This is a genomic window from Pseudomonas sp. R15(2017), from assembly GCF_002112685.1.
Lineage (GTDB): Bacteria > Pseudomonadota > Gammaproteobacteria > Pseudomonadales > Pseudomonadaceae > Aquipseudomonas > Aquipseudomonas glycinae.
The window spans coordinates 1-21,593 of record NZ_NEII01000024.1; the positions used below are offsets into that span (position 1 = coordinate 1).

The 21,593-nt window shown below is 60.1% G+C and carries 25 protein-coding genes; 9 read left to right on the forward strand and 16 right to left on the reverse strand.

The features are described from left to right. Positions 1 to 137: 137 nt before the first annotated feature. The gene (locus CAF77_RS28460; protein WP_064379348.1) at positions 138 to 1,214 is read right to left on the reverse strand and encodes an aminopeptidase; all 1,077 of its coding nucleotides are present in this window, start codon (positions 1,212 to 1,214) and stop codon (positions 138 to 140) included. A 58-nt stretch (positions 1,215 to 1,272) separates the two neighbouring features. Between CAF77_RS28460 and CAF77_RS28465 the strand changes: the two genes are divergently transcribed. Continuing rightward, the gene (locus tag CAF77_RS28465) at positions 1,273 to 1,695 is read left to right on the forward strand and encodes a hypothetical protein (protein ID WP_011331815.1); all 423 of its coding nucleotides are present in this window, start codon (positions 1,273 to 1,275) and stop codon (positions 1,693 to 1,695) included. A gap of 40 nt (positions 1,696 to 1,735) precedes the next feature. Continuing rightward, positions 1,736 to 2,155, forward strand: coding sequence for a hypothetical protein (locus tag CAF77_RS28470; protein WP_064379347.1), 420 nt, complete (start codon positions 1,736 to 1,738; stop codon positions 2,153 to 2,155). A gap of 6 nt (positions 2,156 to 2,161) precedes the next feature. Here CAF77_RS28470 and CAF77_RS28475 read toward each other — a convergent pair whose 3' ends face one another. Together CAF77_RS28475 and CAF77_RS28480 are read right to left on the reverse strand one after the other, a co-directional pair. Next, positions 2,162 to 2,401, reverse strand: a complete 240-nt coding sequence (locus tag CAF77_RS28475) for a DUF1161 domain-containing protein (RefSeq protein ID WP_064379345.1) — start codon at positions 2,399 to 2,401, stop codon at positions 2,162 to 2,164. Between the two features lie 102 nt (positions 2,402 to 2,503). Next, on the reverse strand, positions 2,504 to 2,935 hold the full coding sequence (locus tag CAF77_RS28480) for an OsmC family protein (RefSeq protein ID WP_085655804.1): 432 nt from the start codon (positions 2,933 to 2,935) through the stop codon (positions 2,504 to 2,506). 243 nt (positions 2,936 to 3,178) lie between these two features. Between CAF77_RS28480 and CAF77_RS28485 the strand changes: the two genes are divergently transcribed. Then, positions 3,179 to 4,180: an LLM class flavin-dependent oxidoreductase gene (locus tag CAF77_RS28485; protein WP_064379343.1), complete on the forward strand. Its 1,002-nt coding sequence runs from the start codon at positions 3,179 to 3,181 to the stop codon at positions 4,178 to 4,180. Between the two features lie 61 nt (positions 4,181 to 4,241). Here CAF77_RS28485 and CAF77_RS28490 read toward each other — a convergent pair whose 3' ends face one another. Together CAF77_RS28490 and CAF77_RS28495 are read right to left on the reverse strand one after the other, a co-directional pair. Next, positions 4,242 to 4,466 (reverse strand): DUF1161 domain-containing protein, encoded by a 225-nt coding sequence (locus CAF77_RS28490; protein ID WP_064379341.1) that lies wholly within the window; start codon positions 4,464 to 4,466, stop codon positions 4,242 to 4,244. 128 nt (positions 4,467 to 4,594) lie between these two features. Continuing rightward, on the reverse strand, positions 4,595 to 4,810 hold the full coding sequence (locus CAF77_RS28495; protein ID WP_005783406.1) for a dodecin: 216 nt from the start codon (positions 4,808 to 4,810) through the stop codon (positions 4,595 to 4,597). A 156-nt stretch (positions 4,811 to 4,966) separates the two neighbouring features. Here CAF77_RS28495 and CAF77_RS28500 point away from each other — a divergent pair, with 156 nt between their 5' ends. Continuing rightward, a complete protein-coding gene (locus tag CAF77_RS28500) occupies positions 4,967 to 5,293 on the forward strand; it encodes a YqjD family protein (RefSeq protein WP_011331820.1) in 327 nt (108 codons plus the stop codon). On the opposite strand, the gene CAF77_RS28505 is transcribed toward CAF77_RS28500, so the two are convergent. Continuing rightward, on the reverse strand, positions 5,266 to 6,183 hold the full coding sequence (locus CAF77_RS28505; RefSeq protein ID WP_064379338.1) for a LysR family transcriptional regulator: 918 nt from the start codon (positions 6,181 to 6,183) through the stop codon (positions 5,266 to 5,268). The genes CAF77_RS28500 and CAF77_RS28505 overlap by 28 nt on opposite strands. A 112-nt stretch (positions 6,184 to 6,295) precedes the next feature. On the opposite strand from CAF77_RS28505, the gene trpB reads away from it, so the two are divergent. The 3 genes from trpB to CAF77_RS28520 all read left to right on the forward strand — a co-directional run bounded on the left by trpB (position 6,296) and on the right by CAF77_RS28520 (position 8,921). After that, on the forward strand, positions 6,296 to 7,543 hold the full coding sequence (gene trpB / locus CAF77_RS28510; RefSeq protein ID WP_064379337.1) for a tryptophan synthase subunit beta: 1,248 nt from the start codon (positions 6,296 to 6,298) through the stop codon (positions 7,541 to 7,543). After that, on the forward strand, positions 7,543 to 8,355 hold the full coding sequence (gene trpA, locus CAF77_RS28515; RefSeq protein WP_064379334.1) for a tryptophan synthase subunit alpha: 813 nt from the start codon (positions 7,543 to 7,545) through the stop codon (positions 8,353 to 8,355). The genes trpB and trpA overlap by 1 nt, the downstream gene beginning before the upstream one ends. 122 nt (positions 8,356 to 8,477) lie before the next feature. Next, entirely contained in the window at positions 8,478 to 8,921 is a 444-nt protein-coding gene (locus tag CAF77_RS28520; RefSeq protein WP_064379331.1) for an anti-virulence regulator CigR family protein, read from the forward strand. Between the two features lie 68 nt (positions 8,922 to 8,989). Here the strand turns inward: CAF77_RS28520 and CAF77_RS28525 are convergent, their stop codons facing one another. The 10 genes from CAF77_RS28525 to CAF77_RS28570 form a co-directional block, all read right to left on the reverse strand. Beyond that, a complete protein-coding gene (locus CAF77_RS28525) occupies positions 8,990 to 10,951 on the reverse strand; it encodes a DUF4105 domain-containing protein (protein WP_064379330.1) in 1,962 nt (653 codons plus the stop codon). Then, positions 10,948 to 11,268 (reverse strand): DUF2388 domain-containing protein, encoded by a 321-nt coding sequence (locus CAF77_RS28530; RefSeq protein WP_007953910.1) that lies wholly within the window; start codon positions 11,266 to 11,268, stop codon positions 10,948 to 10,950. The genes CAF77_RS28525 and CAF77_RS28530 overlap by 4 nt, the downstream gene beginning before the upstream one ends. A 27-nt stretch (positions 11,269 to 11,295) precedes the next feature. Continuing rightward, a complete protein-coding gene (locus CAF77_RS28535; protein WP_064379328.1) occupies positions 11,296 to 11,604 on the reverse strand; it encodes a DUF2388 domain-containing protein in 309 nt (102 codons plus the stop codon). A 107-nt stretch (positions 11,605 to 11,711) separates the two neighbouring features. Next, positions 11,712 to 12,029, reverse strand: a complete 318-nt coding sequence (locus tag CAF77_RS28540) for a DUF2388 domain-containing protein (RefSeq protein ID WP_064379326.1) — start codon at positions 12,027 to 12,029, stop codon at positions 11,712 to 11,714. Between the two features lie 333 nt (positions 12,030 to 12,362). Then, entirely contained in the window at positions 12,363 to 12,578 is a 216-nt protein-coding gene (locus CAF77_RS28545) for a DUF1127 domain-containing protein (RefSeq protein ID WP_011331828.1), read from the reverse strand. A 321-nt stretch (positions 12,579 to 12,899) separates the two neighbouring features. Beyond that, entirely contained in the window at positions 12,900 to 14,393 is a 1,494-nt protein-coding gene (locus CAF77_RS28550; RefSeq protein ID WP_064379325.1) for an acetyl-CoA hydrolase/transferase family protein, read from the reverse strand. 214 nt (positions 14,394 to 14,607) lie between these two features. After that, complete coding sequence (locus tag CAF77_RS28555) at positions 14,608 to 16,041, reverse strand: NAD(P)(+) transhydrogenase (Re/Si-specific) subunit beta (RefSeq protein ID WP_064379322.1); 1,434 nt, start codon at positions 16,039 to 16,041, stop codon at positions 14,608 to 14,610. Further along, positions 16,041 to 16,361 carry an NAD(P) transhydrogenase subunit alpha gene (locus CAF77_RS28560; protein WP_003220416.1) on the reverse strand — a complete coding sequence of 107 codons (321 nt, stop codon included), beginning with the start codon at positions 16,359 to 16,361 and terminating at the stop codon, positions 16,041 to 16,043. The genes CAF77_RS28555 and CAF77_RS28560 overlap by 1 nt, the downstream gene beginning before the upstream one ends. 15 nt (positions 16,362 to 16,376) lie before the next feature. Further along, positions 16,377 to 17,498 (reverse strand): Re/Si-specific NAD(P)(+) transhydrogenase subunit alpha, encoded by a 1,122-nt coding sequence (locus CAF77_RS28565; RefSeq protein WP_064379320.1) that lies wholly within the window; start codon positions 17,496 to 17,498, stop codon positions 16,377 to 16,379. A 434-nt stretch (positions 17,499 to 17,932) separates the two neighbouring features. After that, positions 17,933 to 18,832, reverse strand: coding sequence for a LysR family transcriptional regulator (locus CAF77_RS28570; protein ID WP_064379318.1), 900 nt, complete (start codon positions 18,830 to 18,832; stop codon positions 17,933 to 17,935). 158 nt (positions 18,833 to 18,990) lie between these two features. Between CAF77_RS28570 and CAF77_RS28575 the strand changes: the two genes are divergently transcribed. After that, positions 18,991 to 20,172, forward strand: a complete 1,182-nt coding sequence (locus tag CAF77_RS28575; RefSeq protein ID WP_064379316.1) for an acyl-CoA dehydrogenase — start codon at positions 18,991 to 18,993, stop codon at positions 20,170 to 20,172. A gap of 13 nt (positions 20,173 to 20,185) precedes the next feature. Beyond that, positions 20,186 to 21,406, forward strand: coding sequence for a CaiB/BaiF CoA-transferase family protein (locus CAF77_RS28580; protein WP_064379314.1), 1,221 nt, complete (start codon positions 20,186 to 20,188; stop codon positions 21,404 to 21,406). The last annotated feature ends 187 nt before the right edge of the window (positions 21,407 to 21,593 follow it).

Below are 21,593 nucleotides of genomic sequence, written 5' to 3' on the forward strand. Positions count from 1 at the left end.
AGAAAGGGCGGGACGAGAAGTCTCCCACGGTCCGTACTGGCTAGAGTCGGAATCGAGCTTTTAGTCCCGCCCACCCCTTCAAGTCTAAACATACAAGCGAGCTTGCTCGCGATGGGGCCAAAAAAGCCGCTGTAGATTTATGAGCCTGCCAGCACTTTCAAAGCCGACTTACGCTCAACGACTGGCAAGCCACCCAACTTCTCGACCTCTGCGTAAAACCTGACCCAATTCCCTTCGACCTGCCTGAACAACGCCGCAAACGCCGGCACCCACTGGTCATACAGCCCGAACGGCAACAACCGTGCATTGTTCAACGGCGCATTGACCCAGGCGTCATAGCGTTTGTCGCCGGCCCACTGGTCATCGCGCATCGCTCGGTAATCCTGTCGAAACCGTTCGAACTCCGCCGCCTTGCGCTCGCGCATCTGCGCTGTCGCCAATGGTTGTGAATAGAGTTTTTCGAGGCGTGAACGGGTGCCGAGGATCAGCTGAATGAATTGATCCCGCTGCTTGAGCTTCGAGTCGTTTTCCGGGGGCAAGCCCCGAAATGCTCGCCACTGCCGCGTACCTTCCTGCTCGACGAAGGTCGCGAAGGACTCGTTGAACTCGGTGTCGTCTTTCACATAGAAGCGCTGGTGGGCCAGCTCATGGAAGATCAGCGTCGCCAGACGCTCGTCGCCCCAGCCCATCATCGAATTGAGGATCGGGTCGTTGAACCAGCCGAGGGTCGAGTAGGCCTCGACGCCGCCGATCGACACGTCCATGCCTTGCAGGCGCTGAATCGCAGCTTCGCCCCGCGCCGCGCTCTGGCTGTAGTAGCCGCGATAGGCCACGCAACCGGCAATCGGGAAGCAATGGTTCTGCGGGCTCAGGGAAAACTCCGGGGTGGCGAACACATTCCACACGACAAACGGCCGGCCGATATCGGCGTAAAGGCGATAGCTTTGGTTGTCCGGCAGGTGCAGGTGTTCGCTGGCGAAGGCCCGGGCTTTCTGGGATTGGGCCAGGTGAGTGCGCAGCTTGGCGTCGCGAGCCGGGTCTGCGATCACCTTGGCCACCGGCTCCCGCGCCCGCAAAAGCTGCAGCTGACCGCTGGCCAGCTGGCCGTAATAGCTCAGGCTTGAGCAACCGTTGAGCAAAAAAATCATCACACCCGGAAACAAAATCCGCAAAACGCGATCAAGTAACCCATGGCTTGGAAGCGGCCTGATCAAAATAAGAAATCCCCCCGGAAAGTCTGCCCAAGACTATCCCGCCCATTGGAGCTCCGCTATGCGCATGTTGATACTGACAGGAAGCGTGCTGACGCTGGCCGGTTGTGCCGGATTCGGAATGCCGACCCCTGACCCCTCGCAAGCCTGGATCGATCTGGATGCCCGGCAACAGGACACGGCGTTGCAGGCGCTGGAAGTCGACAACAAGGCTTCCGTCGATCATCGTTACTTCGAAGTGCAGCCCGGCAGCCATGAGCTGAGGGTGCGTTATCAATTTCCGGTCGAGGCGACCAACATCGGCCCGGATGCCGAGCCGCTATGGCGTGATTGTCAGTTGAGCGTGAAATTCAAGGATTTCAACGCCGGCCAGCGTTATCAGTTGCAGGCGGGAAGCATCGGTTTCCGCCCGTGGGCCAAACTCTATGATCAACAACGCAATGTGGTGGGCCAGGGCACGCCGGCAGGCTGCCAGCGAACCTGATCGGCGTTATGCTGGATGTCCGAACTCACGGACATTCATCATGCGCACGTTGATGCTGTTGCTCGCCGCCGGCCTGCTCGCTGGTTGCCAGACGCCGTTGCCCCCCGTTGACTCGAACATGGCCTGGGTCGAGTTCTCGACGCCGTCCCCGGGCGGGAAACTGCTGATGGCCGAGCGTCTCGACAACCAGCGGCTGACTGACGGGCGTTTCTTCCAGGTAACGCCCGGCAGCCACGAGTTGCGGGTGCGCTTCGATTTTGAAGTGTTCGGGGGAGGTGGCAGCCTGATGACCGGCCCGGTGGAGCGCCTGTGTTATCTGACCATCCGCTACGATCATTTCGAAGCGGGGCAGCGCTACAGGCTGGAAGGCCGTTCTCTGGCCTTCACCCCGAGTGCCCGCCTGTATAACGACAAGCGGGAAATCGTCGCCGAGGATCGCGAAGTCTACTGCATCATCTGAAGCGTATCAGCGGTCGTTCTTCTGATAGATGACCTTTTTTGTGCCGTTGTCGCAGGTGCCGACGATCATGGCGATGTCGTGTTTCTCAGCCTCCTCTTTGGAGACTATCTCCAGGGTGTAGGAGGGCACGGCATTCGCCTGAATCTTGATTTCAATCTCTTGCTTGAGTTCTTCGCAGTCTTTGGGCGCTGCGAAGGCCGACGTTGCCAGCACGCCACAGATAACCGCCAAGGCAAAACGTTTCATGGTTGAAGCTCCATCGAAGCAGCGCGCACGAAGATGCGCGAAAGCTGCTGTCACTTATTCGACCACATTTTTGCCTGGCGGGTTCTGATCCGGCTCAAGCAGTCAGCTGACCAGTGAGGCGTCGAGGCTGATTTTCGCATTGAGCACCTTGGACACCGGGCAACCTTCCTTGGCCTTGTTGCTCAGCTCCTCGAACTGCGCCTGGGTCGCTCCCGGAATTTTTGCCTTGAGGATCAATTTCACCGCGGTGATTGCAAAGCCGCCGTCCACCTGATCCAGCGTGACCTCGGCCTGGGTGTCGATGCTGTCGGCCTTGAGCCCGGCGTCACCGAGAATCATCGAGAACGCCATGGAGAAACAGCCCGCATGGGCAGCGCCGATCAGTTCTTCCGGATTGGTACCCTTGCCGCCTTCGAAGCGCGCCTTGAAGCCGTAGGGCGCTTCACGCAGGACGCCGGTTTCGGTGGAAATCGAGCCGATGCCGGTTTTCAGCTCACCTTCCCAATGCGCGGATGCCTTCTTCACGATAGCCATGTGTGCCTCCTTCAAATCGGGCGCGAAACGCCGCGCCGTCGTGGTTTTTGCCTGCAAGGCTTCTGAGGATAGACGCCGGAACAAAGTTCAGCCCAAGTAAATCGTTGACTTTTTTAGTAGGAAATTTCGGATCGGCTATTGAAACTCGGGTATATGCCCTCATTGCACAGAACACGCTTATGAATTGGGCAGGTTTGCGTTCGCCAAGAACACACCTGCGCCCTCAATCGGAGATGCAGGTTTATGAAGCAACTGTCCGACGTAAAGTTTTCCACCCTCGACCTGGTGCCGGTGCGCGAGAACGGCAGCCCGGCCCAGTCGCTGCGCAACTCGCTGGATCTGGCACAGCACGTCGAAAAGTTCGGCTACACCCGGTTCTGGGTCGCCGAGCACCACAACATGGATGGCATCGCCAGTTCCGCCACCTCGGTGTTGCTGGGCTATCTGGCCGGCGGCACGTCGACCATCCGGGTCGGCTCTGGCGGTGTGATGCTGCCCAACCATGCGCCGCTGGTGATCGCCGAGCAGTTTGGCACCCTTGAAAGCCTCTATCCGGGTCGGATCGACCTCGGCCTGGGCCGTGCACCGGGTTCCGATCAGATGACTGCCCGTGCCCTGCGCCGCGAGCGCTCCGGCAGCGCCGATGACTTCCCTGAAGACGTGGCTGAACTGGCGCGCTTTCTCGGGCCGCGCACCCCTGATCAGCGCGTGATCGCGATGCCGGGCACCGGCACCAATGTACCGATCTGGCTGCTCGGCTCCAGCCTGTTCAGTGCGCAACTGGCCGGCGAGCGCGGTTTGCCCTACGCCTTCGCCTCGCATTTCGCTCCGCGCTTCATGCACGAGGCGATTCGCGTCTACCGCAATCACTTCAAGCCGTCAGCGGTACTCGATAAGCCGTACGTGATGCTCGGCGTGCCGCTGGTGGCCGCGGACACTGATGAACAGGCCGACTACCTGGCGACCTCGGTGTACCAACGAATCCTCGCGCTGATGCGTGGGCAAAGTCTGGTGCAGCGTCCGCCGGTAAAAACCATGGACGGCCTGTGGTTGCCCCACGAGCGTGAGGCGGTGGGGGATTTCCTCGGTCTGGCGATGGTCGGCAGTCCGCAGAAAATCCGCGCGAAACTCGAAGTGCTGATCGAACAGACCCAGGCTGATGAGCTGATCTTCACCAGCGACCTGTACGAACACGCCGACCGCCTGCACTCCTACGAGCTGCTGGCGCAGGTGATGAAGGGCTGAGCCCGATTGCCGTTCAAAAAAAAGCCGACGTATTGCGTCGGCTTTTGTTTTTCCGGCGTGATCAGTCGCGCTTGTAGACGATTTCCTTCGCGCCGCCCTCGCACTTGCCGACGACCCTGCCGCCAGCTGCAGCACCTTTATCGACGATCTCCAGCGAATACCTAGAAACGCCCTTGGCATCGAGTTTGGCCGCAATTTCTGCCTTCAGTTCTTCACAAGGCTTGCCGGCAGCAAACGCACCACCCGCAAGGCTCAACAAACCTACTGCCAATATCAACTTCTTCATCGGTCGCACTCCCTGGTCGGATTAATTAAGGCGGGCATCGAGCCATTCGCTCGATGCGCTCACCTCGTAGCGCATTGCCATTCCTATGGCACTCGGCCAGCGCGCAAGTTCAGAAGCGTAGACCAAACTCAGCTGCTGGCAATCCGGAACCCGACTTTCAGGGTCACTTGAAAGTGCGCCGCCTTGCCGTCCTTGATGTGGCCGCGGGTTTCGGTCACTTCGAACCATTCCAGATGCTTGATGCTCTTGTTGGCCTCCGCCAACGCATTGTTGATCGCGTCTTCGATGCTGGTGGTGGACGAACCGACCAGCTCGACTTTCTTGTAGGTGTGATGGTCACTCATGGTGTTCTCCTTGAAGTGTGCAATTGAGCCTAGCAGCGATTTGCCGTGTTGATTTCGGCGATCCTGGCGAGAGGAAGTTCAGATTTTCTGCACTTTCCAGAAACGCTGAAGTCCCAACCAACACACGCCACTCATCACCAATGCAGGAGAGCCACCATGGCCAACACCTCGTTACGCAAAGCCTCGTTGCAAAGCATGGAAGCGGAGATCGAGAGTCTGCTCAAATCGTTGGAAAGCCTGAAGGACGACGCTTCTGACGAGTCGCGCAAGACCCTCAAGGCGCTGAAAAGCAATGCCGAAAGTGCGCTGAAACATTCGCGCAGCCTGCTCAGCGATGCCTACGAAGAAGTCAAAGTCAAAACCCGCGAGACCGGGATCGCCACCCGCGATTACGCACAGGAACACCCGTGGACGACTGCCGGTGTTGCGGTTGGTGCGCTGGGTCTTCTGGCCGCTTATCTGCTGTTCAAGCGCGGCGAGTGATCCGCCTGGCGCAGCTCGTTTCTGAGCCACTGCGCCAGTTGCCGGGCGCGTCCGTCTGCGGCGCGCTTGGGTAGCCACAACGCCAGTTGCGCCGGGGTTTCACTGAAATCCCACGGCGCGACCAAGCGTCCGGCCTTCAAGTCTTCGGTCACCAGCGGCTCTGGCGCGATTGCCACGCCCAAGCCGGCGACGGCCGCTTCCAGCAAGTAATACAAGTGCTCGAAACCTTGCCCCAGTTTCAACGCCTTGGCGTCGAGGCCGCTTTGCTGTGCCCAGCTCGGCCAGGCTTGCGGGCGTGAAGTCGTGTGCAGCAAGGGCTCGTTGAGCAGGGCGATGGGCGGTGCTGATTGCAGGCGCTGGTAGCCGCTGAACAGCGGGCTCATGACCGGGCCGATGCGCTCGCTGGCCAGCTCATAGACTTGCATGTCTGCCGGCCATGGCGGCTCGGCGAACAGCAGCAATGCATCCAGCCCCGGGCGACGCGGGTCGAGATCGCCTTCACCGGCTGACAGGTGCAGACGCAAATCCGGCAGATCGGCATTCAGCCTTCCCAGTCGCGGAATGAACCAGCGCGCCAGCAAGCTACCGGAGCAACCAAGCACGAACGGCGCGTCCGCGGTGCTTTGGGTGAGGTCGGCGCAAACGCTGCGCAAACGGTCGAAAGCCTCGCCGCTGGCATCGCGCAGGCGAATGCCGGCATCTGTGAGTTTCAGGCCACGACCGTCCTTGACGAAAAGACTGACGCCGAGATGCTCTTCCAGCACCTTGAGCTGGCGGCTGACCGCACCGTGAGTCACGTGCAGTTGCTCCGCAGCCTGGCTGACACTGTTCAGGCGGGCGGTGGCTTCGAAGGCGCGCAGGGCGTTCAGCGGGGGAAGGTCATGGCTCATGATATCTGTGAGTTTTCCTGACAGGTTGTGGCGATCTTATCGGTTTTCAGCCTGGAAGGTCAGGGGTAGAGTGGACGCCATTGTCTTCTCGTGAAATCCGCTGGAGCGAACCATGACCCAGACTTCGAACACCTCCGATCTGCGTAACGGCCCTGACGCCAACGGCCTGTTTGGCTCGTTCGGCGGCCGTTACGTTGCCGAAACCCTGATGCCGTTGATCCTCGACCTGGCCCGCGAATACGAAGCAGCCAAGGAAGATCCGGCGTTCAAAGAAGAATTGGCCTACTTCCAGCGTGACTATGTCGGACGTCCGAGCCCGCTGTATTTCGCCGAGCGCCTGACCGAGTTCTGCGGTGGCGCCAAGATCTACCTCAAGCGCGAAGAGCTGAACCACACCGGCGCGCACAAGATCAACAACTGCATCGGCCAGATCCTGCTGGCGCGGCGCATGGGCAAAAAACGCATCATCGCCGAGACCGGCGCCGGCATGCACGGCGTGGCCACCGCCACCGTGGCTGCGCGTTTCGGTCTGGACTGCGTGATCTACATGGGCACCACTGACATCGAACGCCAACAGGCCAACGTGTTCCGCATGAAGCTGCTGGGCGCCGAGGTGATCCCGGTGGTCGCCGGCACCGGCACCCTGAAAGACGCAATGAACGAAGCGCTGCGTGACTGGGTGACCAACGTCGACAGCACTTTCTACCTGATCGGCACCGTGGCCGGTCCGCACCCTTACCCGGCCATGGTTCGCGACTTCCAGGCGGTGATCGGCAAGGAAACCCGCGATCAACTGCAAGCCCAGGAAGGCCGCCTGCCGGACAGCCTGGTGGCGTGCATCGGCGGCGGTTCCAACGCCATGGGCCTGTTCCACCCGTTCCTCGACGACAAGAGCGTTGAAATCATCGGTGTCGAAGCCGCCGGTTACGGCATCGAGACCGGCAAGCACGCGGCCAGCCTCAACGGCGGTGTACCGGGTGTGCTGCACGGCAACCGCACCTTCCTGCTGCAGGACGACGATGGTCAGATCATCGACGCCCACTCGATTTCCGCCGGTCTCGACTATCCGGGCATCGGCCCTGAGCACGCGTGGTTGCATGACATCGGCCGCGTCCAGTACACCTCGGTGACCGACGACGAAGCACTCGCCGCATTCCACCAGTGCTGCCGTCTGGAAGGGATCATCCCGGCACTGGAAAGCGCCCATGCCCTGGCCGAAGTATTCAAACGCGCACCGAAGCTGCCGAAGGATCACCTGATGGTGGTCAACCTGTCCGGCCGCGGCGACAAAGACATGCAGACCGTCATGCACCACATGGAACACTCTCAACAAGAGCAATCCAAGCAGGAGAAACACTGATGAGCCGCCTGCAAACCCGCTTTGCCGAACTCAAGGAACAGAACCGCGCCGCCCTGGTGACCTTCGTCACGGCTGGCGACCCGGACTACGACACTTCGCTGGCGATCCTCAAAGGCCTGCCGAAAGCCGGTGCCGACGTGATCGAACTGGGCATGCCGTTCACCGACCCGATGGCCGATGGCCCGGCGATTCAGCTGGCGAACATCCGTGCCTTGGGCGCCAAGCAGAACCTGACGAAAACCCTGCAAATGGTTCGCGAGTTCCGCCAGGACAACAGCGACACGCCGCTGGTGCTGATGGGTTACTTCAACCCGATCCACAAGTTCGGCGTCGAGCGCTTCATCGCCGAAGCCAAAGAGGCGGGCGTGGACGGCCTGATCGTGGTCGACATGCCTCCGGAGCACAACTCGGAGCTGTGCGACCCGGCCCAGGCGGCAGGCATCGACTTCATCCGTTTGACCACCCCGACCACCGATGATGCGCGTTTGCCAAAAGTCTTGAACGGCAGCTCCGGCTTCGTTTACTACGTGTCGGTTGCCGGTGTGACCGGTGCCGGTGCGGCGACGCTGGAACACGTCGAGGAAGCGGTGGTGCGTCTGCGTCGTCATACCGACCTGCCGATCAGCATCGGTTTTGGTATCCGCACGCCGGAGCAAGCCGCGTCCATCGCGCGTCTGGCCGATGGTGTGGTGGTGGGTTCAGCACTGATCGATCACATCGCCAGCGCGACCACACCGGACCAGGCCATCGATGGCGTGCTGAGCCTGTGTTCGGCGCTGTCCGAAGGCGTGCGTAAGGCTCGCGTCAGCTGAAGGTAAAGTTCCTGATACAGAGGAATTAGGGCCTCGCGGCACAGACTAATTGAGCAAGACCGAGGGGTTCAGAGCCACGTTCTGAACCCCTTTTTGCTGTCAGTGCAGTGAGGAAAGACCCGATGAAAATGCCGAAACGTCTGATTGCCAGTCTGGGCGTGCTGATGATCAGCGCGACGCCGCTGCTGGCCAGCGCCGATCCGCGCGACGATCACGACCACGGCGGCCCGCAACAGGGCCACTACGACAATCGCGGTGGCGATCACCATGATTGGCAAAGCAACCATCGCGGCGGCCCGCCGCCTCGGGACTTCGGCCCGGTGCGTCAGGTGATCCGTGACAATCATGGCTATTTCGTTCGCGGTGCGCCGCCCCCTCCAGGCATCCATCTGGTACGTGGCCGACCGCTGCCCCATGGCTATTACGGCGAGCGGCTGGATAACCGGGCGTTGAGTCGCCTGCCGTATTACCCGGGTTATGAATGGCGTCGTGCCGGCGGTGACATCGTGCTGATCGCGGTGGGCACCGGGATCGTTTACGAAGTGCTGGATGGCGTTCTGTACTGATCGTCAGGCAATAAAAAAGACCGCAGCCTTCACAGGCTGCGGTCTTTTGTTTTCGGGGCCGTTGTTTTTCAGGGCAACTCGAGTCCGCCCGAGGCCTTGTGCAATTTGCGCAGATGCTCGCCGATCTGCTTTACGTTGGCCTCGCTGGCCGCAATCTCGGCCGCTCGTTTGGGCTCGAGCAATGCGCGTACTTCCTTATCGAGATCGCTGGTCAGTGCCAGCAATTGTTTCTGGCGCTGGCTGCTTTCCGCTTCAAGCCTGCTGAACTCGCTCGGTTGCGGCAAGCCATAACCTCGGGAGTCGAGCAGTTCTGCCGGTCGGCTGAGGAAGCCGCTGTTGGCGAGGATCTGCTGCAAGGTCGCGTTGGCCTTGTCCATGCCACCGTTCTCCAGCTCCCGGGCGCCGAGGTAGCGTTGCTTCACCTCATCCTGAGCCAGCAACAGTTGGCGGCGGAAACTGGCCTGCTCCAGCAATAACAGCGCGGCGCTGGTGCGCAGGTCAGCCCGTTCGAACCATGGGCGACGCTCTTCAGCGGACAGCGAAAGCCATTCTTCAACGGTTGTCTGCTTGATCGGCAATTGCTTCTTCAACACATCGAACATCGCCTGATATCGATCACGGAACGAGTCGAAGCGATAACCCAGGCGCAACGCCTCTTTCGGATCATCGAGCACGCTGGTGTCAGCCAGGCCTCGGCCCTTCAGCACTTCCAGCAAACCGTTGGGCATGATGCTGTCGAGGCCGGTGAGCCGGGCGTTGTTGCTGCCGCTGCGTAGCAGTTTCAGGCCTTCGACCGCACAGTTATTGGAGAGGAAGAAGTAATTGCCGTCGTAGCTCCAGTGCATTTCGGCGGCGTGTTCGACCACGCCCTCGATTTCGCTGCGCGAGAGATTCAGCGGGACCGAAGCGAGGCTGCGCAGTTCGGTCTTGGTGTATTCGTCGATCACCTGCGCCAGCGGCAACACAAATAGACGCGACGGGTACTTGCCGACCAGCCCGTCCCAGCTCGACAACTGCACGTCGCCGACGAAGGCGCGGTATGAGAGCACCAGATGCTGGTCCAGATCCAGTCGGCAGTCCGGCCCGCGTGGCCGCCCCGGTGCGCAGATCACCAGACGCAGCATGCTGTGGCCCCAACGGCTGACCCAGTTCTGGTTGGCTTCGGCCAACAGATAATCCACCGCGTACACGCGTTCCGGATCGACCTGGCCCAGGGGCTGTTTGGCAAAGTCGTTGCCGGCATTGAGGAAGGCGAAAGTTTTGGCGCATTCATCCTTTGCCGGCGGTGCCCAGCCGAAGTGCTGCTGGTAATAGCGATACAGCGCCGGGCGGCGGCAGGCGTAGCTCGGGTCGAGGAGGAAATACTCCATGTTGACCGCGACAAACTCCTTCGGGCTGGAGATTTCGTAAAGGTCGGGGCTGCGAGCGATCTGCCGGTTGTGCTGTTCACGTTCGCCACGACGGCCAACGTATTGCTGCCAGCCGGCGAGATCGAGCAGGCGTGGATCATCGCTGAGGGTGAAGCGGCGACCGTTCTGGCCGCGGCACTCATCGGGAATGCCGATCAGCCCGGCGCTGTTGTTGCGGCGGGTACAGCGCTGGATCAGCGTGCGTTCGGCCGCCGGCCACAAGCGCGCGCGATCGTAAATGTGGGTGATTTCGTGCAGCACCGTGGCCAGCAGTTCCCGGCGTACAGTGCCGTGGGGACGATTGGTTTTTTGAGTGGCCGCGCTGCCATCGGTGAGGCTGGCGAGCAGTTTGCGGTTCAGGTCCAGCTCGGAGACGAGCGTCGCTTGACCATAGGCATTGCCGGGCATGTCGTCGGTCCAGCCGACATCGATGCGCCGGTCCAGGCGTTCGATGAAGCTCGGCGGCAATACCTGCATGGCTTCATCGAGCAACGCCTGGCTGGCCTGTTGTTGGGCGGGGCTCAAGCCATCGGTCTTGAGCCGCAATTGCAGGCCGGCGTGGGCGCTGTTGCCAAGCAGCAACAACGCCCCGGCCAGCAGCCAGGCGCCGAGTGACCTCACAGTGCGAGGATGGCTTCGGCGAGTACCTGATCACTGGCGTCGCGGGCTTCCGGCACGCGGGTGCGCAAGGTATTGAAGGCCGCCTCCAGGTTTGCACCACGGATATCACCGTCGCTGGCCACGAAACTGGCAGCGTCGTCGTGGGCTTCGCGGATGATTTTCGAATCGCGAATCGACGTAGTGGTGTCGGAGGTGAAATCGATGGTGCGCTGGGAGGCGCGGACGATGATGTTACTGGTGGCTACCAGGGTGTGTGCCTGGGCCATATCGGCCAACAACAGCAGGCCAAGGGCGGCAGCAATCAGCGGGCTACGCATGGAACGACTCCGAAAGGACAGGGATGACTATTGGACGAGAATTGCCTGTGCCAGTTCAAGGTCGCTGACATGAAGTTTTGGCCGACTCTTGCGCAGGTAATGCAGGGCGGATTCGAGCTGTGCGCCGCGCATCTGGCCGTCACTGGCAACGAACGCTGCGGCATCGTCGTGCGCGGCGACGATCAGTTTACGGTCGAACGGCGCGGAAGACACCATGCCGGTGGCCCAGACGCTGACCACAGTGTTCTGTGTGGACATGTCGAAGGCGTCTGCCAGAGGAGCCCAGCAGGCGGTGATCAGTACAGAGGGGATAAGCAGATTTGTAAGAAAACGCATGGGACTCGGCAACTGTTGGCGAGTCCCAAGGCTAGCGCAATGCCCGGACTAGAGCCAGCGCCGAAACATCGGGACACGACCGGCGTGCCCCGCGATGTTTCTGTCGCTTAGATCGTCAGGATGGCTTGGGCCAACTGTGCGTCGGTCGCGTTCAGTTGCGGAGCCTGATGACGGATGTGATCAAGTGCGCTCTCCAGTTTCACGCCACGGATCTCGCCTTCGCTGGCCACGAAGCTGGCAGCGTCGTCACGAGCAGCGAGCACGATCTTGTCATCACGGAAGGAAGAGGTGACGTCGGAGGTGGCATCGGAAGAAGACTTCAGTGCGCCAACCACGGCGTCGGTGGTCACGATGAAGCTGGTGGCGCTGGCGTTGGCAGCGACGGCCAGCAGGGCGGCAGCGCTGAACAGGCGAAGACGGGACATGGGAGAACTCCTGTGGATAAACCGTATTGAGAGGTGGCTCGGTGTCTGAAGGTCAGACGCCAGTCGCACAGCATTCGCCACGTTCTGCATGGATCTTAGGCTTCCGTTCGGGATTCGCACAGTGGTCAGGATGCTGGCCTGAACACATTTTGCGTAACTGTACTTGTTATTAATCTGTTTTTAGAAAACTGTACCTGTCTGGTGTTTCAGGCTGGATATTCAGATTTTTCTGCCCTGAAACAACAAGACCCGTCGCGGTTTCCCGCGACGGGTCTTGTGTGTTCAATTCGGGTTGCTGGCGGTGGGTCTAGCGACCAGAGCCAGCGACGCTGATTAGCGCCAGAACGGCTTGCTCAGCTCTTCGTAGCGTTGTGCTTCGCTGATACCGGCATCGGCCAGCAGACGCGAATCCAGACGAGCCAGTTGATGGCGGCTGGAGATGCGGCGCTGCCACAACATCAGGTTGGCGATAACGCGCAGAGGCAGGGAAGCCTGGGTTTTTACAGCTTTGTCTTCGAAGAACAGTTCGGAACTGAGTGTACGTTCCATGGTTGACATCCTTCCGCTTGTGGCGGGATTAGGTAGTGGTTTAACTGGTGCCCATGATCCTCTCGTTTGGCGAGACTCTCTAGATACAGTTCACCTGTATTGTGAGTGACCAGTTAACTGTTTATAGGGGGTGTACGGGTCAAAATTGCGCAAACTGTACCTGTCTGCGCTTATTTGGTGCATTTTTACCCAGTTCGATGATTAGAGTAGGCAAAAGCCGTAGGAAAAGACCGGTACAGCAGTACAGTTTTTGACGGCTATGGCGGTTTTCAAAATTCCGCTGACGAAACTGTGTTTGCGCCAGCGGAAAATCTGTGCGGATTACACCGCCAGCATGCGTCCGGTTTCTTCCAGATTGATATGCCAGCTCAGGGCGTCACGCAGGATGTGCGGGGTGTGGCCGCCGATCGCACAGGCTTTTTCGAAGTAATCGTTCAGCGCCGGGCGGTAATCCGGGTGCACGCAATTATCGATGATGACCCGGGCGCGTTCCCGTGGCGCCAGGCCGCGAAGGTCGGCCAGGCCCACCTCGGTCACCAGGATGTCGACGTCATGTTCGGTATGGTCGACGTGGCTGACCATCGGCACCACGCTGGAAATCGCGCCACCCTTGGCGATCGACTTGGTCACGAACACCGCCAGGTGTGCGTTGCGCGCGAAGTCGCCCGAGCCGCCGATGCCGTTCATCATCCGCGTGCCGCAGACATGGGTGGAGTTGACGTTGCCATAGATGTCGAACTCAAGGGCGGTATTGATGCCGATGATACCCAGGCGCCGCACCACTTCCGGGTGGTTGGAGATCTCTTGCGGGCGCAGTACCAGTTTGTCCTTGTACTTCTCCAGGTTGCCGAACACGTCGCTGTTGCGCCGCTCCGACAGGGTGATCGAGCTGCCCGAGGCGAAGCTCAGCTTGCCCGCATCAATCAGGTCAAAGGTCGAGTCCTGCAGCACTTCGGAATACATGGTCAAGTCTTCGAACGGCGAATCGATCAGCCCGCACATCACCGCGTTGGCGATGTTGCCGATGCCGGCCTGCAACGGGCCGAGCTTGTTGGTCATGCGCCCGGCATCGACTTCCTGCTTGAGGAAGGTGATCAGGTGATCGGCGATGGCTTTGGTATCGATATCCGGCGATGACACGGTGGACGGCGAGTCCGACTGTTGGGTGATGACGATGGCGACGATTTTCTCCGGCGGGATCGGGATCGCAGTGCTGCCGATGCGGTCGTCGACCTTTACCAGCGGAATGGGCGTGCGGGTCGGGCGATAGGTCGGAATGTAGATGTCATGCAGACCTTCGAGGTTGGCGTTGTGCGCCAGGTTGATCTCGACGATCACGTGTTTGGCGAAGATCGCGAAGCTCGCCGAGTTGCCCACCGAAGTGGTCGGCACGATATGGCCCTGTTCGGTGATGGCCACGGCTTCGATCACGGCGATGTCCGGCAGCTTCAGCTGCTGGTTGCGCAGTTGTTCGACGGTTTCCGAGAGGTGCTGGTCGATGAACATCACTTCGCCGGCGTTGATCGCCTTGCGCAAGGTGCTGTCGACCTGGAACGGCATGCGCCGCGACAGCACGCCGGCCTCGGTCAGTTGCTTGTCGAGGTCGTTGCCCAGGCTGGCGCCGGTCATCAGGCTGATCTTCAGCGGCGTGACCTTGGCTCGCTCGGCCAGCGCATGGGGCACGGCCTTGGCTTCGCCAGCGCGGGTGAAGCCGCTCATGCCGACGGTCATGCCGTCCTCAATCAGCGCAGCGGCGTCGGCGGCGCTCATCACTTTATCCAACAACGAAGGCAGGCGAATACGGTCACGGTACATGGATTATTTTCTCGGGCAGCGAGTAGCAGGATGCGCAGTCTAGTGAATTTCGCGAGCGCCTGTCCCGCTACCAAGGTCGCAAACGAGGCGTCTATTTAGCGGGTTTCAAGTAAAACACCGTTACTGGATCTGCAACAACGCGGCAAATTGTCCGACGGTTTGCGCAAACAAAAACGCCCCGACAAGTCGGGGCGTTCGGTGTTGCCGGCGAGGGTTACTCGACCGCTTTGACCATGTCTTCGATGACTTTCTTCGCGTCGCCGAACACCATCATGGTCTTGTCCAGGTAGAACAGTTCGTTGTCCAGACCGGCATAGCCGCTGGCCATCGAGCGCTTGTTGACGATGATGGTCTTGGCCTTGAACGCTTCGAGGATCGGCATGCCGGCAATCGGCGATTTCGGATCGTTCTTGGCGGCCGGGTTGACCACGTCGTTGGCGCCCAGCACCAGCACCACGTCGGCCTGGCCGAACTCGGAGTTGATGTCTTCCATCTCGAACACCTGGTCGTACGGCACTTCGGCCTCGGCCAGCAGTACGTTCATGTGTCCGGGCATCCGACCGGCCACCGGGTGGATCGCGTACTTCACGGTCACGCCATGGTGGGTCAGCTTCTCGGTCAGCTCTTTCAAGGCGTGCTGTGCGCGAGCCACCGCCAAGCCGTAACCAGGAACAATGATCACAGTGTCGGCGTTGGTCAGTAGGAAAGTCGCGTCGTCAGCCGAACCGGATTTCACCGGACGGGCTTCCTTCTCACCGGCAGGGCCGGCATCTGTTGTATTGCCGAAACCGCCGAGCAGTACATTAAAGAAGGAACGGTTCATCGCCTTGCACATGATGTACGAGAGGATCGCACCGCTCGAACCCACCAGCGAGCCTGCAATGATCAGCATCGAGTTGTTCAGCGAGAAGCCGATCCCCGCCGCTGCCCAGCCGGAATAGCTGTTGAGCATCGACACCACCACCGGCATGTCGGCGCCGCCGATCGGGATGATGATCAGCACGCCCATGACGAACGCCAGGGCCAGCATCAGTGCGAACGCGGCGAGGTTGCCGGTCAGCATGAAGGTGACGCCGAGGATCAGCGTCGCCAGACCCAGTACTGCGTTCAGCTTGTGCTGACCGCTGAACTGTACCGGTGCGCCCTGGAACAGGCGGAACTTGTACTTGCCCGACAGCTTGCCGAAAGCGATCACCGAACCGGAGAAGGTGATTGCACCGATGGCTGCGCCGAGGAACAGCTCCAGACGGTTACCCGCCGGGATCGAGTCGCCCAGTTGCTTGACGATGCCCAGCGACTGCGGCTCGACCACGGCCGCAATGGCGATGAACACCGCTGCCAGGCCGATCATGCTGTGCATGAACGCAACCAGTTCCGGCATCTTGGTCATTTCCACGCGCTTGGCCATGATCGAACCGGCGGTGCCGCCGATCAGCAGGCCGACAATTACATAACCGATGCCTGCGGTCGCCAGCTCAGCGCCCAGCTTATAGATGAGGCCGACAGTGGTGATGATTGCCAGCGCCATGCCGAGCATGCCGAACAGGTTGCCGCGGCGCGACGTGGTCGGGTGCGACAGCCCCTTGAGGGCCTGGATGAAGCAGATCGACGCGATCAGGTAGAGCGTCGTGACGAGGTTCATGCTCATTACTTAGGCGCCTCTTCTTTTGCTTTCGGGGCTTTCTTCTTGAACATCTCAAGCATGCGGCGGGTCACCAGGAAGCCACCGAACACGTTGACCGCGGCCAGTGCCACGGCGAGGGTGCCCATGGTCTTGCCCAGCGGGGTGACGGTCAGTGCGGCCGCGAGCATGGCGCCGACGATCACGATCGCCGAAATGGCGTTGGTCACTGCCATCAAAGGCGTATGCAGCGCGGGTGTAACGTTCCAGACCACGTGGTAACCGACATAAATCGCCAGCACGAAGATGATCAGGTTGTAGATACCGGGGGAGATAAGCTCTTCCATCGTCTGAATCCCTGCTTAGGCGTTTTTGCGGATGACTTGGCCGTCGCGGCACATCAGGCACGCGGCGACGATATCGTCTTCGAGGTTCACTTCGAGCTGGCCTTCTTTGGTGAAGACCAGCTTCAGGAAGTCCAGCAGGTTGCGTGCGTACAGCGCCGAGGCGTCTGCGGCGACTTCACCGGCGAGGTTGGTCGGGCCGACGATGGTCACGCCGTTCTCGATCACGACCTGATCGGCCACGGTCAGCGGGCAGTTGCCACCCTGGGCTGCCGCGAGGTCGATAACCACCGAGCCGGGTTTCATCTGCGCCACGGTGTCCGCGCTCAACAGCGTCGGCGCCTTGCGGCCCGGAATCAGTGCGGTGGTGATGACGATGTCAGCCTGCTTGGCGCGCTCGTGCACGGCCTGGGCCTGACGCTGCATCCAGCTCGCCGGCATCGGGCGTGCGTAACCGCCGACGCCGACCGCGCATTCGCGTTCTTCGTCGGTCTCGTAAGGCACGTCGACGAACTTGGCGCCGAGGGATTCGATCTGTTCCTTCACGGCCGGACGTACGTCGGACGCTTCGATGACGGCGCCCAGACGTTTCGCCGTGGCAATCGCCTGCAACCCGGCCACACCGGCCCCCAGAATCAGCACGCGCGCCGCTTTCACGGTGCCCGCAGCAGTCATCAGCATCGGCATGAAGCGCGGATAGTAGTGAGCGGCCAGCAGCACGGCCTTATAGCCGGCAATGTTCGCCTGGGACGACAGCACGTCGAGGCTCTGGGCCCGGGAGGTACGTGGCGCCGCTTCCAGGGCGAACGCGGTAATCCCGCACTCGGCCATCTTCGCGATGGTGTCGTTGTTGAACGGGTTGAGCATGCCCACCAGCACCGTTCCGCGCTTGATCAGCGTCAGTTCGGCATCGCTTGGCGCGACCACTTTGAGAATCAGCTCGGCGCCAAACGCGTCATTGGCACTGCCAATGGTTGCGCCTGCCGCTTCATAGGCACTGTCGACAACGCTGGCTTTAACGCCGGCGCCGGTTTGCACAGTGACTTTATGACCTTGGCTGATCAGCTTTTTAATGGTTTCCGGGGTTGCAGCAACCCGTGTTTCACCGGTCTGGGTTTCGAGAGGAACACCAATGTGCACGTCAAATCTCCTGCGTGATCTTATTGAGTAAACCCATGCACTACGGATGGTGCGACTGGGGCGGCCGATCAGCACGATCCCGCCAAATCAGGGCGGGGCGCGGCATTTTGCAGGCGAAGTTTATGCCCTTCAAGGGATTATGACGGGTGACGGAAAATTAACTACAAGTCATCCCGTGACCGAATGTCGCAGATGGCCAGTTGAATCCCTTGCAGGCCGTGCCTTTCAAGGAGTCTGGATGAATTTGGAGAATTTTCTCATCGGTGACGTGAATAGGTCGCAATGAGTCGCGAATGAGGGCGCAAAGCCACGTCGGCAGGCGCTTGTGGGACGTCTGTACGACTTTCGGATACAGTCTGTCTATTTGCGACAAATAGTTATATCTGTAGGGCTTTTATTTTCCTGACTACGAGGTTAGTAATCGTTGGAAGCCTTTATTCTTCGGGGTTGTAGCTGTGTGCCTGGTTCACCAGCCAGTCGCGAAAAGCCTTGAGTGACGCTGATTCGACCTTTCGCTCCGGAATCATCAGGTAATACGCCTTGATGCTGGAGAGCGCGTTCGGGTTGGCAATCACCAGGCGTTTCTCGGCCAGTTCGCGCTGAATCAGGAACGGTGGGATCAGCGCGATGCCCATGTCGTGCATGGCGGCCTGGGCCAGCATGGAGAATAGCTCGTAGCGCGGACCTGTCATGTCGCGGGGAATGTTCAGGTGTTGCGAGTTGAACCACTGTCGCCAGGCGTACGGGCGGGTGGTTTGCTGGAGCAGCGGCAGATCGGCGATCTCATCGGGTGTCAGATGCGTCTTGTTGCCGAGCAGGGCAGGACTGCACACCGGCATCGGATTCTCGCCCATCAACCTGTGGGATTCGGTACCGGACCAGTCGGCGTCGCCGAAGTAGATCGCCGCGTCGAAATCGGTGTCGGCAAACAGGAACGGGCGCGTGCGGTTGGTCAGGTTGACTGTCACCTCCGGATGCTTGAGCTGGAAGTCCTTCAGTCTTGGCAGCAGCCATTGCGTGCCGAAGGTGGGCACCACGGCGAGCTCGATCACATTGGTGCCTTGCTGACCCATCACCGACAGGGTGTCGCGCTCAACGGCATCTAGCTGAGTCGCTACACGGCGGCTGTAGGAAAGCCCCGCTTCGGTCAGCTTCACTCCGCGACGCGAGCGTCGGAACAGTTCGACGCTGAGGAAGTCCTCGAGGCTGGCGATCTGTCGACAAATGGCGCCCTGTGTGAGGGAAAGCTCTTCGGCGGCCTTGGTAAAGCTCTCGTGTCGGGCGGCGGCTTCGAAGCTGATCAGGGCGGTGGTGCTGGGTATCTTGCGGCGCATGTACGTCAACCTCACTAATACATTGCTTAATCGGCGTTTCGCGACGTTTCGGAGTGAGAAATTAGCACAACAGGATGCAAAAACCTCGTTTGCCGGGATGGCGAAGCGGGCCTAGGATCAATGCCACGTTAATTCACCCGATTTGCGAGGACTCACTCATGGGCGGCAAAGCTAGCTTCAACTGGATCGATCCCCTGCTGCTGGATCAACAGCTGACTGAAGAAGAACGCATGATCCGCGACACTGCCGAGCAATTCGCCCAGCAGAGCCTCGCGCCGCGCGTTCTCGAAGCCTTCCGCCATGAGAAGACCGATCCGGCGATCTTCCGTGAAATGGGTGAGGTCGGCCTGTTGGGCGCGACCATCCCCGAGCAGTACGGTGGCAGCGGCCTCAACTACGTCAGCTATGGCCTGATTGCCCGTGAGGTCGAGCGTGTCGACTCTGGCTACCGTTCGATGATGAGCGTGCAATCTTCGCTGGTGATGGTGCCGATCAACGAATTCGGTACCGAAGCACAGAAACAGAAGTACCTGCCGAAACTGGCTTCCGGGGAGTGGATCGGCTGCTTCGGTCTGACCGAACCGAACCACGGTTCTGACCCGGGCGCGATGATTACGCGTGCACGCAAAGTGGAAGGCGGCTACAGCCTGACCGGCGCCAAGATGTGGATCACCAACAGCCCGATCGCCGATGTGTTCGTGGTCTGGGCCAAAGACGATGCCGGCGACATCCGTGGTTTCGTTCTGGAGAAGGGCTGGAAAGGCCTGAGCGCTCCGGCGATTCACGGCAAGGTCGGCCTGCGGGCTTCGATCACCGGCGAAATTGTCATGGACAATGTGTTCGTGCCGGAAGAGAACATCTTCCCGGATGTGCGTGGACTGAAAGGTCCGTTCACCTGCCTCAACTCCGCACGTTATGGCATCTCCTGGGGGGCGCTGGGTGCTGCCGAGTTCTGCTGGCACACCGCTCGCCAGTACACCCTGGATCGTCAGCAGTTCGGTCGTCCGTTGGCTGCCACTCAGTTGATCCAGAAGAAGCTGGCTGACATGCAGACCGAGATCACTCTGGCGCTGCAAGGCTGTCTGCGTCTGGGTCGCATGAAGGATGAGGGCACTGCTGCGGTTGAAATCACTTCGATCATGAAGCGCAACTCTTGCGGCAAGTCTCTCGAGATCGCCCGCATGGCGCGTGACATGTTGGGCGGCAACGGGATCTCTGATGAGTTCGGGGTGGCCCGTCACCTGGTCAACCTGGAAGTGGTGAATACCTATGAAGGTACTCACGACGTTCACGCGCTGATCCTCGGTCGTGCGCAGACCGGCCTGCAGGCGTTCTATTAACAGGAGAGCGACCATGGGCGCGCTGTCGCATCTACGGGTACTGGATTTATCGCGAGTGCTGGCCGGCCCATGGGCCGGGCAAATTCTTGCCGACCTTGGGGCGGAAGTGATCAAGGTCGAGCGCCCGGGTAATGGTGACGACACTCGCGCCTGGGGGCCGCCCTTCCTGAAGGACGCTTACGGCGAGAACACCAGCGAGGCGGCTTATTACCTGTCGGCCAACCGCAACAAACAATCGGTGACGATCGACTTCACGCGTCCCGAAGGTCAGAAGCTGGTTCGGGAGCTGGCAGCCAAGTCCGACATCCTGATCGAGAACTTCAAGGTGGGTGGTCTGGCGGCCTATGGCCTGGATTACGAGTCGTTGAAGGCGATCAATCCTGATCTGATTTATTGCTCGATCACCGGTTTTGGTCAAACCGGACCGTATGCCAAGCGCGCGGGTTATGACTTCATGATCCAGGGTCTCGGCGGGCTGATGAGTCTGACCGGGCGGCCTGAAGGTGATGAGGGTGCGGGGCCGGTGAAGGTGGGTGTGGCGCTCACGGATATCCTGACGGGGCTGTATTCGACCGTGGCGATTCTGGCGGCGCTGGCCCACCGTGATCACGATGGTAGCGGTCAGCACATCGATATGGCGCTGCTGGATGTTCAGGTGGCGTGCCTGGCCAACCAGGCGATGAACTACCTGACGACGGGCACTGCGCCAAAGCGGCTGGGTAATGCGCATCCGAACATCGTGCCGTATCAGGATTTTCCTACGGCCGATGGCGACTTCATTCTTACCGTGGGCAATGACGGGCAGTTCCGCAAATTCGCCGAAGTGGCCGGGCAGCCGCAGTGGGCGGACGATCCGCGTTTCGCGACTAATAAGTTGCGGGTGGCGAACCGTGCGGTGCTGATTCCGCTGATTCGTCAGGCGACGGTTTTCAAGACTACTGCCGAGTGGGTGGCTCAGCTTGAGCAGGCGGGTGTACCGTGTGGACCGATCAATGATCTGTCACAGGTGTTTGAGGATCCACAGGTGAAGTCTCGCGGGTTGGCGATTGAGCTGCCTCACGCGCTGGCGGGGATGGTGCCGCAGGTGGCCAGCCCGATCCGGTTGTCACGCACGCCTGTCGAGTATCGCCATGCGCCTCCTTTGTTGGGCGAGCATACGTTGGAGGTTTTGCAGCGGGTGCTGGGTCTTGGGGCTGGAGCAGTGGCTGCGATGAAAGAGGATGGAGTGCTCTGATGGTTCTCTCCATATAGAAGGGATACTGAATCCTTCTTCTATATAGAGGGAGTTGGATGTTTTTTGACCTGTCTGCAAGTTATTGAAAGAAAAGCGAAATTAAGGGTTGACGGCAGATTCTGAGTCTCTATAATTCGCCCCACTTCCGGCGCAGTCGAAACGGAAAACTCCTTGAGATTCAATGAGT

Bases quoted from the DNA above. Each gene is read 5' to 3' on its own strand.
- CAF77_RS28495 (WP_005783406.1), bottom strand. From the start codon at position 4,810: ATGAGTGACCATCACACCTACAAGAAAGTCGAGCTGGTCGGTTCGTCC.
- CAF77_RS28500 (WP_011331820.1), top strand. From the start codon at position 4,967: ATGGCCAACACCTCGTTACGCAAAGCCTCGTTGCAAAGCATGGAAGCG.
- CAF77_RS28470 (WP_064379347.1), top strand. From the start codon at position 1,736: ATGCGCACGTTGATGCTGTTGCTCGCCGCCGGCCTGCTCGCTGGTTGC.
- CAF77_RS28505 (WP_064379338.1), bottom strand. From the start codon at position 6,183: ATGAGCCATGACCTTCCCCCGCTGAACGCCCTGCGCGCCTTCGAAGCC.
- CAF77_RS28485 (WP_064379343.1), top strand. From the start codon at position 3,179: ATGAAGCAACTGTCCGACGTAAAGTTTTCCACCCTCGACCTGGTGCCG.
- trpA (WP_064379334.1), top strand. From the start codon at position 7,543: ATGAGCCGCCTGCAAACCCGCTTTGCCGAACTCAAGGAACAGAACCGC.
- CAF77_RS28490 (WP_064379341.1), bottom strand. From the start codon at position 4,466: ATGAAGAAGTTGATATTGGCAGTAGGTTTGTTGAGCCTTGCGGGTGGT.
- CAF77_RS28530 (WP_007953910.1), bottom strand. From the start codon at position 11,268: ATGCGTAGCCCGCTGATTGCTGCCGCCCTTGGCCTGCTGTTGTTGGCC.
- CAF77_RS28465 (WP_011331815.1), top strand. From the start codon at position 1,273: ATGCGCATGTTGATACTGACAGGAAGCGTGCTGACGCTGGCCGGTTGT.
- CAF77_RS28575 (WP_064379316.1), top strand. From the start codon at position 18,991: ATGGGCGGCAAAGCTAGCTTCAACTGGATCGATCCCCTGCTGCTGGAT.
- CAF77_RS28480 (WP_085655804.1), bottom strand. From the start codon at position 2,935: ATGGCTATCGTGAAGAAGGCATCCGCGCATTGGGAAGGTGAGCTGAAA.
- CAF77_RS28550 (WP_064379325.1), bottom strand. From the start codon at position 14,393: ATGTACCGTGACCGTATTCGCCTGCCTTCGTTGTTGGATAAAGTGATG.
- CAF77_RS28560 (WP_003220416.1), bottom strand. From the start codon at position 16,361: ATGGAAGAGCTTATCTCCCCCGGTATCTACAACCTGATCATCTTCGTG.
- CAF77_RS28555 (WP_064379322.1), bottom strand. From the start codon at position 16,041: ATGAGCATGAACCTCGTCACGACGCTCTACCTGATCGCGTCGATCTGC.
- CAF77_RS28535 (WP_064379328.1), bottom strand. From the start codon at position 11,604: ATGCGTTTTCTTACAAATCTGCTTATCCCCTCTGTACTGATCACCGCC.
- CAF77_RS28520 (WP_064379331.1), top strand. From the start codon at position 8,478: ATGAAAATGCCGAAACGTCTGATTGCCAGTCTGGGCGTGCTGATGATC.
- CAF77_RS28540 (WP_064379326.1), bottom strand. From the start codon at position 12,029: ATGTCCCGTCTTCGCCTGTTCAGCGCTGCCGCCCTGCTGGCCGTCGCT.
- CAF77_RS28570 (WP_064379318.1), bottom strand. From the start codon at position 18,832: ATGCGCCGCAAGATACCCAGCACCACCGCCCTGATCAGCTTCGAAGCC.
- CAF77_RS28545 (WP_011331828.1), bottom strand. From the start codon at position 12,578: ATGGAACGTACACTCAGTTCCGAACTGTTCTTCGAAGACAAAGCTGTA.
- CAF77_RS28475 (WP_064379345.1), bottom strand. From the start codon at position 2,401: ATGAAACGTTTTGCCTTGGCGGTTATCTGTGGCGTGCTGGCAACGTCG.
- CAF77_RS28580 (WP_064379314.1), top strand. From the start codon at position 20,186: ATGGGCGCGCTGTCGCATCTACGGGTACTGGATTTATCGCGAGTGCTG.
- trpB (WP_064379337.1), top strand. From the start codon at position 6,296: ATGACCCAGACTTCGAACACCTCCGATCTGCGTAACGGCCCTGACGCC.